The 14,029-nt window shown below is 68.3% G+C and carries 13 protein-coding genes; 4 read left to right on the forward strand and 9 right to left on the reverse strand.

The annotated features are described in order from the left end of the window. The first annotated feature begins 39 nt into the window (after positions 1 to 39). Positions 40 to 441 (forward strand): transcriptional initiation protein Tat, encoded by a 402-nt coding sequence (locus ACT3HL_RS04675; RefSeq protein WP_445085644.1) that lies wholly within the window; start codon positions 40 to 42, stop codon positions 439 to 441. Between the two features lie 44 nt (positions 442 to 485). Here the strand turns inward: ACT3HL_RS04675 and ACT3HL_RS04680 are convergent, their stop codons facing one another. Next, positions 486 to 1,835 (reverse strand): DEAD/DEAH box helicase family protein, encoded by a 1,350-nt coding sequence (locus ACT3HL_RS04680; RefSeq protein WP_445085645.1) that lies wholly within the window; start codon positions 1,833 to 1,835, stop codon positions 486 to 488. A 258-nt stretch (positions 1,836 to 2,093) separates the two neighbouring features. Here ACT3HL_RS04680 and ACT3HL_RS04685 point away from each other — a divergent pair, with 258 nt between their 5' ends. After that, positions 2,094 to 2,318, forward strand: coding sequence for a hypothetical protein (locus tag ACT3HL_RS04685; RefSeq protein ID WP_445085646.1), 225 nt, complete (start codon positions 2,094 to 2,096; stop codon positions 2,316 to 2,318). Positions 2,319 to 2,391: 73 nt separating this feature from the next. Here ACT3HL_RS04685 and ACT3HL_RS04690 read toward each other — a convergent pair whose 3' ends face one another. The 7 genes from ACT3HL_RS04690 to ACT3HL_RS04720 form a co-directional block, all read right to left on the reverse strand. Beyond that, positions 2,392 to 3,009, reverse strand: coding sequence for an NUDIX domain-containing protein (locus ACT3HL_RS04690; RefSeq protein ID WP_445085647.1), 618 nt, complete (start codon positions 3,007 to 3,009; stop codon positions 2,392 to 2,394). A gap of 117 nt (positions 3,010 to 3,126) precedes the next feature. After that, on the reverse strand, positions 3,127 to 3,876 hold the full coding sequence (locus tag ACT3HL_RS04695; RefSeq protein ID WP_445085648.1) for a tRNA-dihydrouridine synthase: 750 nt from the start codon (positions 3,874 to 3,876) through the stop codon (positions 3,127 to 3,129). 47 nt (positions 3,877 to 3,923) lie between these two features. Next, positions 3,924 to 4,916, reverse strand: a complete 993-nt coding sequence (cofD, locus tag ACT3HL_RS04700; protein WP_445085649.1) for a 2-phospho-L-lactate transferase — start codon at positions 4,914 to 4,916, stop codon at positions 3,924 to 3,926. Positions 4,917 to 5,009: 93 nt separating this feature from the next. Continuing rightward, positions 5,010 to 5,345 (reverse strand): DUF7126 family protein, encoded by a 336-nt coding sequence (locus ACT3HL_RS04705; protein ID WP_445085650.1) that lies wholly within the window; start codon positions 5,343 to 5,345, stop codon positions 5,010 to 5,012. Further along, complete coding sequence (guaA, locus tag ACT3HL_RS04710; protein WP_445085651.1) at positions 5,342 to 6,259, reverse strand: glutamine-hydrolyzing GMP synthase; 918 nt, start codon at positions 6,257 to 6,259, stop codon at positions 5,342 to 5,344. The genes ACT3HL_RS04705 and guaA overlap by 4 nt, the downstream gene beginning before the upstream one ends. Beyond that, positions 6,259 to 7,917: a glutamine hydrolyzing CTP synthase gene (gene pyrG / locus ACT3HL_RS04715; protein ID WP_445085652.1), complete on the reverse strand. Its 1,659-nt coding sequence runs from the start codon at positions 7,915 to 7,917 to the stop codon at positions 6,259 to 6,261. The genes guaA and pyrG overlap by 1 nt, the downstream gene beginning before the upstream one ends. A gap of 91 nt (positions 7,918 to 8,008) precedes the next feature. After that, complete coding sequence (locus ACT3HL_RS04720) at positions 8,009 to 9,169, reverse strand: saccharopine dehydrogenase NADP-binding domain-containing protein (protein WP_445085653.1); 1,161 nt, start codon at positions 9,167 to 9,169, stop codon at positions 8,009 to 8,011. Between the two features lie 109 nt (positions 9,170 to 9,278). Between ACT3HL_RS04720 and ACT3HL_RS04725 the strand changes: the two genes are divergently transcribed. Next, positions 9,279 to 10,079, forward strand: a complete 801-nt coding sequence (locus ACT3HL_RS04725; RefSeq protein ID WP_445085654.1) for an aldo/keto reductase — start codon at positions 9,279 to 9,281, stop codon at positions 10,077 to 10,079. A 264-nt stretch (positions 10,080 to 10,343) separates the two neighbouring features. Here ACT3HL_RS04725 and ppc read toward each other — a convergent pair whose 3' ends face one another. Further along, positions 10,344 to 13,037, reverse strand: a complete 2,694-nt coding sequence (gene ppc / locus ACT3HL_RS04730) for a phosphoenolpyruvate carboxylase (protein WP_445085655.1) — start codon at positions 13,035 to 13,037, stop codon at positions 10,344 to 10,346. A 147-nt stretch (positions 13,038 to 13,184) separates the two neighbouring features. Between ppc and ACT3HL_RS04735 the strand changes: the two genes are divergently transcribed. Then, positions 13,185 to 14,027 (forward strand): ubiquinol-cytochrome c reductase iron-sulfur subunit, encoded by an 843-nt coding sequence (locus ACT3HL_RS04735; protein ID WP_445085656.1) that lies wholly within the window; start codon positions 13,185 to 13,187, stop codon positions 14,025 to 14,027. Positions 14,028 to 14,029: the final 2 nt, after the last annotated feature.

A 14,029-nucleotide genomic window follows, 5' to 3' on the forward strand; every position in this document is an offset into this window, starting at 1 on the left:
CCGAAAGAGCGATACTCGCGGCTGCACCTCTCGCGTACGATGAAGCGACGGACCGCACTCCGCGTCGTCGCCGGCGCGACCGTGTCGTCTCTCGCCGGCTGTCTCGGCTCGCTCCCGCGAGCGACCGGGCCGCGCAACCCCCCCGCCGCGCCCGCCGATCAGCCCCGCCGGACGCCGGACCGACCAGACCTCGCGGTCGGCACCTTCGACTTTGAGGCCGCCGAGGACGGCTCGCTCCGCGTCTTCGGAACCGTCGAGAACCGCGGCGACGTCCGGCGGACGGCCGCGGTCCGCGTCACGGCCCGCGTCGGCGGAGAGGCGTTCTCGCGAGAGACTGACGTCGCGGTCGGTCCCGGTGCGACGGTCGAGTGGTCCGTCACGCTCGACGCCGCGTCCGACGCGTTCACGAGTGGCGGCGACCTCAACGTCGACCTCGTCTGAGTCTCGTTCGCAAGCGAGTTCCGCTCCGGCGGCGATTCGTCGCGCTACCGCCGACGATCTGCGACCCGCTCCTCGGCTGTCTCTTCGCTCACAACCTCATAGAGGAGCGCGCGTCCGCTGTCGGCCTTCGGGCGGAGGATCCGACCGAGCCGCTGGGTGAACTCCCGCTCCGATCCCGAGCCGGCGAGGACGACGGCGACGTTGGCGTCGGGGACGTCGACGCCCTCGTCGAGGACGTTGGCCGTCACGACCCTGGAGTAGGTGCCCTCGCGGAAGCGTTCGAGGATCTCCCGTCGCTCCGACGTCCCGGTCTCGCTCGTGATCGCGGGCAGTAAGTACCGCTCGGACAGCCGATAGACGAGGTCGGTGTGGGCGGCGAACACGATGACGCGGTCCTCGCGGTGGCGATCGAGCAACCGGCCGAGCGTCTCGACTTTCGCGTCGGCGTTCATCATGATCCGCCGGGCGCGCTGCTTCGCGAGGAGCGCCTCGCGCGCCTTCGGGTCGGAGCCGGAGCGCATCACGAGCTTGCGGTAGTCCGCGCCGCTCCGAAGCGAGAGGTTCGATCGCTTCAGGTAGTCGACGAACGTGCCCTGCGCCGCGTCGTAGGCGTCGCGCTCGTCGGGACCGAGCGCGACCTCGATCCGGCGGACCTCGTAGTCGGCGAGGTGCTCGCCCGCGAGGTCGTCGACGGACGCCTCGTACACTTTCGATCCGACGAGGTCGGCGACGACCTCGTGTGCGCCGTCGGGGCGCTCGAACGTCGCGGTCAGACCCAGCCGGGCGGGCGCGGCGAGCAGTCGCGCCGCGTCCCGGTACCCCTCGCCGCCGAGGTGGTGGACCTCGTCGAAGACGACGAACCCGAACGCGCCGCCGACGTCCTCGGCGCGCAGGTACGCGGAGTCGTACGTCGAGACCGTGATCGCCTCTCTCGTCTGTTCGCCGCCGCCGAACTGCCCGACCGGTACGTCGAACTCCGTTTCGAGTTCGCGTCGCCACTGGTCGAGGAGGTCGATCGTCGGAACGACCACCAGCGTCGGGACGCCGAGCGCGCCGATGGCGTCGACGGCGAGGACCGTCTTTCCCGCGCCGGTCGGGAGTTCGACGACCCCGCGGTCGCCGTTCGCGCGCCACGCGTCGATCGCTTCCTCCTGGTAGGGCCGGAGCTCATAGGAGTGCGACAGCGAGAGCCGATCGCCGGACAGCACGCGGTCTTCGAACTCGGTCCCGCGTTCCTCGAGCGCCCCCCGGAGGTCGGCGTACCGATAGGCCGGCGCGCGGGCGACGAGCCCGCGGTCGTCCCACGCGACGCCCGGAAGCGACTCGACGGCCCCATCCGCATCGTCGAGGCCGTCCAATCGGATCGTGCCGCTCTCGAACCGCAGCGTGATCACGGTCGTGACTGCGGCGCGATCGTATATATACTGTCGGGCGGGACGAGAACCGAATCCCGGACGAGATCTTTTATACGAGACCGGAGGCAGTGCCCCCGTGACGTAGGTTCGATCCCGCGTCGGGCAGCGGTTGTCCGGCACGCCGACGCGGGGGCAGTTGTGCCGGCTGTTCGCCAGTCCGTCCACAGCGATCCGTCGACAGGCGGCACCCGCCCGCGTGGCAGCGCGCTTTTGCCCGTCGACGCGAGAGTGTGGGGTATGACCGACGGATCCGACGAAGACGGGACGGGATCGACAGCGGGTACCGTGAACGGCGACAAGAGCGGCGGCGTTGAACCGCTCGAAGAGGTTGTCGCGGCGTTCCTCCGCGACGTCGACTCGGCGCACGAGGACTACGATCGGGGCTACGTCGACGCCGACGCGACGCTCTCGGTCGTGATGACGCACGTCGAGCAACTGCGGGACGCACACGACGCGGAGTGACTACCGCGTCGCGGCGACACACGCGACGTAAAGATCGGGTCGGAGGCGGCGTCCTTCGCCCCGGTCGCCGGCGCTACTCCTCGTCGAAGTCCCGTCGCATCGCGATCTCGAACCACGGGCACAGCCGTAGTTGTCGGTACCACTGCGGGTGCTCGTGGAGGTGCTCGTAGTCGGCCCACAGCAGCCCGGCGATCTCCTCCTCGTCGGGGTCGAGCGAGGTGTCGTCTAACGTCACCTTCAGGACGGCGCAGACCTCCCACTCCAGTCCCGCGTTCTCGTAGTAGCGCTTGTACTCGAATTTGTCCGTCACTCGGAGGTCGCTGTACTGCTCGGGCGTGATACCCAGCTCCTCTTCGAGGCGCTGTCGGGTCGCATCGAGCTGTGACTGTCCCTCGACCGGGTGAGAGGCGACTGTCCCGTCCCAGTGCGTGTCCCAGAGACGTTTGCCCGGCGCGCGCTGTGCGAGCAGGATGCGGCCCTCCGTATCGAAGACGAGACAGGTGAACGCCCGGTGGCGGATCCCGTCGCCGGTGTGGGCGTCGAGACGGTTGACCATTCGGGTGCGCGTGTCGTCCGGGTCGACGGCGATCACGTCCTGCAGGGCGTTTTTGTGGGCGGCAGCGTCCTCTGCTCCGTCCTCCGCTCCGGCGTCGGCGGCCGTCGCGGCGTCGTCGGGCTGATCCGTGCTCATACTCGCCTTCTCGAAGAGGGAGGACAAGGAGCCTTCGATGCGCACCGGACGCCTGCGTAACCGACACATGGGGCCGCTACGCCGACTGCGTCCTGACGCCGCTGTCGAGTCCGCGCGTCACTGTTCGCCGTGCTCTGCGAACCACTCGTCGACGGCGCGCCGGACGCGATGCCGTATCCGCGGGTCGGTACTCGGACGCCCGAGACTCACCGCGTCGGCGCCGTAGTCGAGGTACTCTCGGACGCTCTCCCGCGCCCGGACTTCGTTGTTGGCAACGACGAACAGCGACGGGGCCGCGTCGGCCACGTCGGCGACGATCGATTCGGAGTCCATCGCGTCGACGTGTATGGCGTCCGCGCCGGCGGCCGCGATACGGCGGGCCGTCGCCGCGAGGTCGACGCCGGTGACCTCCGCGCGGACTTTCACGCTCACGTCGGCTCCGGCCGCACGCGCAGTCGTGACGTACGCACAGAGCCGGTCGGTGTCGCGGAGGAGCGCCTCCCCGCACCCCACGCGGCACATCTCCGACTGCCGGCAGTGGGCGTTGAGCTCGAGAATCGCGTCGTGGTCGGCGCAGATCCGCGCCACGTCGGCGACCGGTCGGACGGTCGCGCTCCGCACGTTCACGCCCGGCCGGATCGGTACGTCGGCGAGCGCGTCGAGGTGGGCTTCGACGAACGAGAGGGGATCCGGCGGGAGAAACTCCTCGCGGTCGCGGTCGAGCAGCTCTCGGGCGGCGCCTCGGCTCGCCTCGTCGAGGGCAACACCGCCGAGGAACGCCGCTCCAGCGTGGTCGCTCCCCTCGCGTGCCCACTCGGCGTCGGACTCGCCGCTGAGACTGGCGAGTGCGAGCCGCGGCTCGAACATCAGGCCGCCTCCGGGAGCGTCGCCGCCGGTCGGCTGTCGAGTCGCATCTACGACACCGCCGCGAGCGCGGTCTCGACCGCACGCGCGACGCACTCGGCGTCTCCGGGGCCGTCGATTCGGGTGTCTGTCCGCACGACTGGCCGGTCGAGGGGAGTGTCGTCACGCTCGTCGAGGACGAACGCGTCCGCGAAGGGGTACGCAGAAGCGACGCCGGCGGTCGAGGGATCGTACCCGGTACCCGCCATCAACTCGGCGGCCGGTCCGGAGAATACCGTCTCGGCAACGAACGGGGAGACGGCGACGACGGGCGTCGACTCGAGCGCGGCGGCGAACGCCGTCATCGACAGCATCGGTCCGATGCTCGTGATCGGGTTCGACGGTCCGACGACGACGGGGTCAGAGAGCGCGTCCAACACTGACGCCGTCGGCGCCGCGGACCCCGATCCCCGGAACTCGACGTCGCGCACCGCGGGCTCGGCCCGGCGGTGGACCCAGTACTCTTGGAAGTGCATGGGTCCCTCGTCGGTGTGTACGATCGTCGCCACGGGGTCGTCGCTCATCGGCAGCAGCTCGATCTCGAGGCCGAAGGCGTCCGCGAGCGTCCGGGTGACCTCGGTGAGCGAGCGCCCCTCGTCGAGCAGCGAGGTGCGGGTGAGATGGACCGCGCGGTCGCGGTCGCCGATCTCCATAAACTCGGCGACGCCGGAAAAGCGCCGCCAGCGCGCGATGTCTCGACCGGCCGTCTGCGCCGCGTCGTCGAGGTAGCGCGGGCCGCCGTCGAGGCCGGCGGCGTCGGCGAGTCCGCGGAGCTCCTCGTGGGTCGCGGTCGTGTCGTCCTCGATTCCCCACCACGTCTCGGTGTCGAGGACGCCGCCGCCGTGAAAGAGCACGGTGTCGACGTCCGGGCAGACGAGGTGACCGCCGAGTTCGACGTCGTCGCCCGTGTTCGCGACCACCGTCGTCTCCGCGGGATCGAACACGGCGTCCGCGCCGTCGAGGAGCTTCGGCGTCCCGGTCCCGCCGGCGAGAAACGTGACCATACGGAGCGGTAGGACTGTGGTCGGTTTGAACGTTCTCACGCCGGCAGGCCGCTCGGCGGCGGAGCGGGACAATCGCTCGGTGTCCGGGCGCCGCTACGCCGCGTCGCCCGCGCCGCCGACGAGTTCGTCGGCGACGACGTCGGCCGAGAGGAGGGCGGGATCGATCGCCAAGTCGGTCTGTCCGCGCGCGAACTCCGGCAGGGTGTCGCGGGCGTAGGTGACGACCCGGACGTCGGGATTTGCCTCCTTCGCGACCGGGATCGCCGAGGCGTCGTCCATCTCGGTCAGGACGAGCGTGTCGGCGTCGTCGAGACCGGCCGCGACGAGCGACTCCCGGGTGGCGGTCCCGTCGACGCGGACGACGTCCACGCCGAGCGCCGCGAGCGCGTCACCGAGGTCGTCGGTGTCGGTGCCTGCGACCAGAATCATTCGTACTCGATGGTCGCGGGCGGTTTGTGCGTCACGTCGTAGACGACGCGGGCGACGTTCTCGTTCGCGCCGGTGATCCGCGATTGGATGCGCTGGAGCGTCTCCCAGGGGAGTTCCTGTGCGCGCGCGGTCATCCCGTCGCGGGACTCGACCGATCGGACGGCGACGATCCAGCCGTGGACGCGGTTGTCTCCTTTCACGCCCGTCCCCTTGCCGACGACAGCGGCGAACGCCTGCCAGGGGTCGTGTTCGGCCGTCTCCTCCTCGACGACGTGACAGGCCTCGCGGGCGACCTCGACCTTCTCTCTCGTCACCTCGCCGACGACGCGGACCGCCAGCCCCGGGCCGGGGAACGGCATCCGCTCTGAGACGATCTCCTCGAGGCCGAGTTCGCGCGCGACCTCGCGAACCTCGTCTTTGTACAGGTCGCGGACGGGTTCGACGATGCCCTCGAAGTCGACCACGTCGGGGAGCCCGCCGACGTTGTGGTGCGATTTGATGTTGCCTTCCGATTCGATGCGGTCGGGGTAGATCGTCCCCTGTACGAGGTAGTCGGCGTCCGCCGACTTCGCCTCGCGCTCGAACTCGCGGATGAACTGCTCGCCGATGACGTGGCGCTTCTCCTCGGGGTCGGTGACCTCGGCGAGGGCGTCGAGGAAGCGGTCTTGCGCCTCGACGATCCGCAGGGAGTCCATGTAGCTGAAGGTCTCGCGGATCTGGTCGGTCTCGCCTTTCCGCATCAGTCCGGTGTCGACGTAGACGGGCGTCAGGCGGTCGCCGATGGCGCGGTAGGCGAGCGCCGCCGCGACCGAGGAGTCGACGCCGCCGGAGAGCGCGATGACGGCGTTCGCGTCGCCGACCTGCTCGTCGATCTCTTCGATCGCCTCGTCGATGAACTCGGGTGCGTCGACCATCAGGCCTGCACCTCCCGGTCCGCGAGGTCACGCGCGTCCAACTCTCCACCGACCGCGTCGAGGAAGCCGACGAACGGCGGACTCGCTCGGTCGGGGCGCGAGCGGAACTCGGGGTGGAACTGCGTGCCGAAGAAGAACGGGTGGTCGTCCCGTTCGAGGATCTCCATCCGGTTGCCGGCGGTGCCGGAGAAGGCGAGTGCGCCCTGCTCTAACTGCTCGATATACTCGGGGTTGACCTCGTAGCGGTGGCGGTGTCGCTCGGTGCAGACGGTGTCGCCGTAGACGCGCTCGGCGAGCGATCCCGGCGCGATCTGCGTGTCGTGTGCGCCGAGTCGCATCGTCCCGCCCATATCCTCAATCTCGTACTGCTCTGGAAGGATGTCGATGACGGGGTGGTCGGTGTCGGGATCCAGTTCCGCGGAGTGGGCGTCTTCCAGCCCGAGGACGTTCCGCGCGTGTTCGACGACGGCCATCTGGAAACCGAGACACAGCCCCAGGAACGGGACGTCGTTCTCGCGGCAGTACTCGGTGGCCTTCAGCTTCCCCTCGATCCCGCGGGAGCCGAACCCGCCGGGAACGACGACGCCGTCGGCCTCCTTCAACCGATGCTCGTGGCGGTCGAGCATCTCGTCGGAGTCGACCCACAGGACGTTCACTTCGGTCTGCCGCTCGATTCCGGCGTGTTTCAGCGCCTCGTGAACGGACATATAGGCGTCTTCGAGGTCGTACTTTCCGACGAGCGCGATGTCGACTTCCTCGGTCCGCTCGCGGGTGACCAGCTCCCGCCAGCGGTTATCGCGCTCGGTCGGGGGGAGCGCCTCCGACTGGAGATCGAGCCGTTCCATCACGTACTCGTCGAGCCCTTCGGATTCGACCATCAGCGGGACGTGATAGACGTCCTCGACGTCGGAGTTCGAGAAGACGGCCTCCGTCGGGACGTCACAGAACAGCGCGATCTTCTCTTTCGTCTCGGGGTCGAGTTCGTCCTCGCAGCGGCCGACGAGGATGTCGGGCTGCAGGCCGATCGATCGGAGTTCCTTCACGGAGTGCTGCGTCGGCTTGGTCTTCTGCTCGCCGTTCTTCGAGTACGGGACGAGCGTGACGTGCGTGAAGAGGATGTCGCCGTCGTCCTCCTCGTGAGAGAACTGCCGGAGCGCCTCGAGGTAGGGCATCCCCTCGATGTCGCCGACGGTGCCGCCGACCTCGACGATGCAGACGTCGGTGCCCTCGGCGGCCTCCCTGATGCGCCGCTTGATGTCGTCGGTGATGTGCGGGATGATCTGGACGGTCTTGCCCAGGTAGTCGCCGGCGCGCTCCTTCTCGATTACGTGCTGGTAGGTCTTGCCCGTGGTGACGTTGTGATCGGAGGTCATATCGACCCCGAGGAAGCGCTCGTAGTTCCCCAGATCGAGGTCGACCTCGCCGCCGTCCTTTAAAACGTACACCTCGCCGTGCTGGTAGGGGTTCATCGTCCCCGCGTCGACGTTGAGATACGGGTCGATCTTGACGGCCGTCACGTCGAAGCCGGCGTTCGAGAGCAGCCGTCCGGTGCTGGCAGCGGTGATTCCTTTGCCGAGCCCGGACATCACCCCGCCGGTCACGAAAATGAACTTCCGACCCAGCGTGGGGTCGTACCCGGTGTCGGGTTCCTTCGGCATACCGAGTGTGCGCGAGGCCGATTCAAAACCGTTTCGGAGCGACTGACCCCCTGCCAGCGAACCGCACGCTTCCGCGGTCGAGCCGCCTTCTTCACGCCCCCTCGCTCGACGTCCGATCGACGATCTCCCCGTCTTCGAGATCGACCCGCTCGACGCCGTCGACCTCGAGGATCAGGTCGGGACCGAACGCCCCCGCCGGCGTCCGAAAGCCGGCCGGCGCCTCCCCGGCGAGTACCTTCGACGCGACCAACAGGGCGGTCTCGACTGTCAGCCGGTACGTCTCGGGCGTCCGGAGGCGCGAGACGACGCGCTCCCCGCCCGCCCGCACCTCGCCCCATATCCGCGCCTCGCCGGACGCTCGCGTCTCCGCGTCGGGCCCCTCGACGTAGCGGTCGACCAGCCACTCCAGCCCGCGCTGGACAATATCGGCCTCGAGCGCGCCGCCGAGAGACGACGAGAGCGTCACCGCGCGACGCGCGTTCGCCGGCAGCGACAGGTACACGTCGACGTTCGGGATCCCGGTGGTGTAGAAGGCGGTCGAGACGTCGCCCCACGGGATCGACACCGCGCGGCGGAGGCCGCCGCCGAAGTCGACGACGCGCGTCCGTGCGCCGACCGGTTCGTGTCGCAGGTCGCCGTCGCGCCGCACCGCGCCGCCGGATCCGAGATCCGAGAGCGCCGTCTTCAGTGTCCCCGGAGAGACGCCGCCGTCGGCTTCGAGCGCCAGCGAGAGGTGGGTCGCCTCGGGCAGGCGGCGGTGCAGATGCGCCGCCAAGCAGTCTGTGGGCACGACATCGAAGCCGACCCCCGGCAGGAGCGTCACGCCCGCCTCGGCGGCGTCGGCGTCGCGGCGGTGGATCCGCTCGAAGACGGGCAGTTCGCCGGTGATATCGAGGTAGTCCGTCCCCGTCTCGATACAGGCGTCGACCATCGCGTCGGCCGTCTCCGCGAACGGCCCGGCGCAGTTGAGGACCGCGTCGACGTCGCCGAGGTGGGACTCGGCCTCCTCGACCGGGAAGCAGCGGGCCTGCAGCCCCAACGAGGTCGCGACGCCGCGCGTCTTCGCGACATCGCGTCCGGCGACGATCGGTTCGTATCCGCCGTCGACCGCGCGCTCGACGACGAGGCGGCCGGTGTAGCCGTACGCGCCGTAGACGAGGAATCGCGCGTCTTCGGCGCCCGAGAGCGGGGGTTCGGCGGGCGCCTGTGCTGACGCGTTCGAGTCCGATACGGCGGTGTCTGGAGCGGGCATACGCCCCCGTTGGGTCGGGGGCGACAAAGGGACACCGACGGTCCCCCGTCGATGCGGTACGGGTCCGACCACCGAAAGTATCGAGGGGCTGGCCGTCGACCGACGACGTATGGACATCCCGCCGCTCGGGTTCGGGACGTACAAGATGACCGGCGCCGAGGAGTGCTCGACCGCCGTCTCGACGGCCGTCGACCTCGGGTACGACCACGTCGACACCGCGCAGAGCTACGGCAACGAGTCCCTCGTCGCGGAGGGACTCACCCGCGCCGACCGCGACGCCGACGAGGTGGTTCTCGCGACGAAACTCGACACGGGGAACCTCGGGTACGACGACGTGCTCGCGACGGCCCGCAAGAGCGCGGACCGACTCGGCGTCGAGACGATCGATCTCCTGTACGTCCACTGGCCGATCGACACCTACGATCCCGAGGAGACGCTGCCGGCGCTCGACGCGCTCGTCGAGGAGGGCGTCGTCGAGCACGTCGGGCTGAGCAACTTCCGACCCGACCAACTGACGGCGGCGATGGACCGACTCGACTCGCCGCTTTTCGCCCACCAGATCGAGATGCATCCGCTCCTGCCGCAGTCGGAACTCCACGAGATGGCCGTCGAACACGGCCACCGGCTGGTGGCGTACTCGCCGATCGTCCGCGGAGCGGTCGCCGACGTGCCCGAGATCGCCGCGGTCGCGGAGAAACACGACGCCACGGCCGCGCAGGTATCGCTGGCGTGGCTCTTCGCGAAGGAGAACGTCACGCCGATCCCGAAGGCCGCCTCGCCGTCGCACATTCGAGAGAACTACGCCGCGCTCGACCTCGAATTAGACGACGAGGACATCCAGAAGATCGACGGCGTCGAACGGCGACACCGCGTCGTCGACTTCGAGTCCGCGCCGTGGAACCACGTGTAGTCATCGACGTGGAAACCGCGAGAGCCACCTCCGGTTCTCGGGAGTGCCGCGTGACGTAAGCGTGGTGCGGCCGACGGTTTATATCGGAAGCCGGGACCAGTCCCCGCGTGACCTGACAGCAGTCCCGTGTCGGCCCGCGGTTGCTCGGTACACCGACGCGGGATCGACGACTGCGGGGCGTGATCGACGGCCGCGGCCGCCGCCGGAACGCGACAGTGCCGACTGTCCGCCATACCGATCCGCTCACGGGACTCGAACGGTCGTCTATCCGGTGTTCTTCATGCCGGCGGCGATTCCCTTCACGGTCAGCCGCAGCGTCTGCTCCTCGTCGTCGGTTCGGTGCTCCTGTGCGAGCAGTCGCGTCTGCAGCAGGTTCAGCGGGTCGACGTAGGGGTTCCGTCGGCGGAGGCTCTCGTCGAGCCACTCGCGCCTGAGCAGTGAGTCCTGATCGCTCACGTCGAGGACGGCGTCGCGGGCGCGCTCGTACTCCGCCGTGAGATGCGGGAAGAACTCCTCGCGGAGGTCGGGGTCGGCGAGGTCGGCGTAGTATCCGGCGATCTCGAGGTCGGTTCGGGCGAGCGCCAGCGACGCGTTGTCGAGCGTCGTCCGGAAGAAGGGCCACTCCTCGTACATCTCTCTGAGCGTCTCGATGTCGCCACCCTCCTCGAGATACGCCTCGATGCCGGTGCCGAGCGCGTACCAGCCGGTGATGATACAGCGCGACTGCGTCCAAGAGAACACCCACGGAATCGCCCGGAGGTCCTCGACGGTGCGCTCGCCGGACCGCGAGGCCGGCCGGGAGCCGAGGTTCAGATCCTCGATGACGCTGATCGGCGTCGCTTGTCCGAAGTACGCGACGAAGCCGTCGGATTCGAGCAGGTCGCGGTACTGTGCTCGCGCGGCTGCCGCCATCTCGTCCATCGCATCGACCCACGCGTCGCTGACGTCCTCTACGGGCTCTCGTATGGCCCGGAATCGAGACCGCACCTGCGCGTTAAGCATCTGCTCGAGGTTGCGCTCGGCGATCTGGGGGTTCGCGTACTTCTCGGCGATCGCCTCGCCCTGCTCTGTGAACTTGATCTGTCCGGAGACGGTCTCGTTCGGCAGCGCCAGCATCGCCTCGTTCATCGGCCCGCCGCCGCGCGAGATCGACCCGCCGCGGCCGTGGAACAGCCGCATCATCACGTCGAAATCGTCGCAGATGGTCGCGAGGCGGCGCTGGTTCTTGTAGAGATCCCAGTTCGCGGCGAGGAATCCGTTCTCCTTGTTGGAGTCGGAGTAGCCGAGCATAATCTCTTGGACGTCGTCGCGCGCTTCGAGCGCGGCCGCGTACGCCTCGTTCTCGAAGAGCGTCCCCATAATGCGACGGGCGCCGTTGAGCGCGGACTCCGTCTCCAACAGCGGGACGATATCGAGACCGCAGTGATCCGGGAGCGAAACGACGCCCGCCTGGTCCGCGAGAAAGAGCACCTCCAGTACGTGGCTCGGCTCCTCGGTCATCGAGATGCAGTACGTGTCGATGGCGCCGACGCCGAATTCGCGCTGCCACTCGCCGAGCGTATCGAAGCGTCTGAGGACGCGCGCGGCCGTCTCGGAGACGTCGCCGGGGTCGTCGAGATCCAGGACCGGCTCCCGCTGGAGGATCGCTTCGGTCAGTATCTCGATGCGACCGTCCTCGTCGCGGCCGCGGTAGTCGATCCCCTCGTTCGAGAGCGCTTCGTGGACCGCTTCCGTGTGGTTCTCCCGGTGATCGCGCAGATCCAGACTCGCGAGCGTGAACCCGAAGGTGTCGACCTGTCGCATCAGCGGCTCGACGTACTCGTCGGCGACGACGGCCGCCCCGGTCGAGCGGAGGCTCCGGTCGATGGTCGCGAGGTCAGCGAGGAACTCGCTTTCTTCGGTGTACTCGTCCGGCCGGACGTCCTCGATGCGGCGGAGACGCTCGCGCATCAGCTTCAGCTTTTTCCGATACGGCTCGCCGGGATACCGCGATTCGGCCTCGGCGGCGACGCCCGGGAGCCGCGCGCGGTCTGCCTTCAGCGACCGCTCGAGCTCCGCGCCGACGTCGATTCGCCGGCCGTCTTGGCTCAGCACGCCCGAGAGGCGCTTGAGCGCGGTCTGGTACTTTTCGAGGACGACCGAGCGCTGACGTTCGAGCGTGTCGGTCGTCACTTCCGGCGTGACGAACGGGTTGCCGTCGCGGTCCGAGCCGGCCCACGAACGGAACTCGAAGAGCTTCGGCACGTCGACCTCCGGATACTCCTCCGCCAGCAACTCCTCCAGTTCGGCGTACACTTCGCCGACCACGTCGAAGAGAATCGACTCGAGATACCACTGGACGTTTCGCGCCTCGTCCTGCGGCTCGGGGCGCCGCGCGCGGACCTGCGAAGTCTGCCAGAGACTCGTGACCTCCGCATCGACCTTGCGCCACAGTTGTTCGTGCTCCCGGTCGGTCACCCGCCGCTCGTCGAGTTCTTCGAGGCGGCTCGCGATCGAGCGCAGCTTCGCTTTCACCGTCTTCCGCCGGGCCTCCGTCGGGTGGGCGGTGAACGTCGGCTCGATGAGCACGTCCTCGAGCACCTGCTGGACGGTCTCGGCGTCGGCGTCGGACTCGACGAGCGTCTCAACGGTGGCGACGAGCCCGTCTTCGAGCGTGTTCGACTGGGACGCCTCGCGGACGACCCGGGCCCGCTCGCGCTCTTCGGCGAGGTTGATGAGCTCGAAATACGTCGTGAACGCGCGTGCGACGGTGCTTTCTCCCTCCGGCGAGAGCCCGTCGAGTAGCCGGTCCAGATCCGCCCGAGAGTCCCGATCGCCCTTCCGGTAGTCGATCGCGGCAGTCCGGACGTCCTCGACTGTCTCGAACGACTCCCGGGACGTCTGCTCGGCGAGCACATCACCGAGCAGCGCCCCGAGTTCTCGGACGTCCTGTTTGACGTCCCTGCTGTGTAATCCCATACCGTGCAGTATTGTCAGTACCCGTGTAAAAAGCACCGAGTCGAAACAAAGATCAGGCTTCCGAGAACCGACGGCCGACCGCACTGTTTCCCCCGACATCGACGGGGGTTTCGTCATCCTTTTTACCGGTGGGTCGAACGTTCAGGTATGAGCGAGCGCGACAAGTACCCGGCGGAATCGGGTCGCCGTCGATTCGTCAAGGGTGTCGTGGGGGGCGCGGCACTCGCCGGTGTCGGCGCGACGGGTGCGGCCGCAATCAACTCCGCGACGCAGGCGTCCGGCGCGGGCGGCGGGTCGACGGAGGCGTACGCTATCGAGAACACCGCAGGTCCTGCTCCGCGCGGGATGCCACAGATCCCCGTCGAGATCGACGACGAGGGGTACATCCGTGGCGTCTGGCCGGAAGTCAAGACCGAAGATCAAGGGGGGATTACAGTCACGATCGCCGAGACCGAGGACTTCAAGGGCTCTGGCGTGACGTACTCCTCCGATTGGTTCCAGTTCTGCGGCGTCGAGTCTTACGGCGGGATCGACCCCGAGTACGACTCCGAGAACTACTTCCGATCGGGCGCGTCGCCCGGCTACGAGTGGCAGTCGGAGACGTATTCGGAGGGCGACCGACTGCACGTCGACGACTTCGACGACTACCAAGAGTGGACGAACGGCGTCGGTCAGGAGGGGCTGGGCAAGCCGGCGACCGGTCGATGGCGCTCCGAAGACGCAGAGGAGATCATCCCGATTCAGGTCATCAAGTCCGATCGGGTGATGGAGATGGCGCAGAACGACCCGTGGCTCGAGGCCTCGACCGAAGAGGGCTACATCGCGTGGCTCAACAAGTGCACCCACTTCTGCTGTGTGCCGCAGTTCAAAGCCGAAGGGTCGGCGAAGTTCAACGCCGAAAACGACGTCTACTGTCAGTGCCACCAGTCGGTGTACGATCCGTACAGTATCGTACAGACGCTGTTCGTGGCCCGTCCGCGCCCGCAGTAGCT

This window comes from Halobellus sp. GM3 (assembly GCF_052545375.1).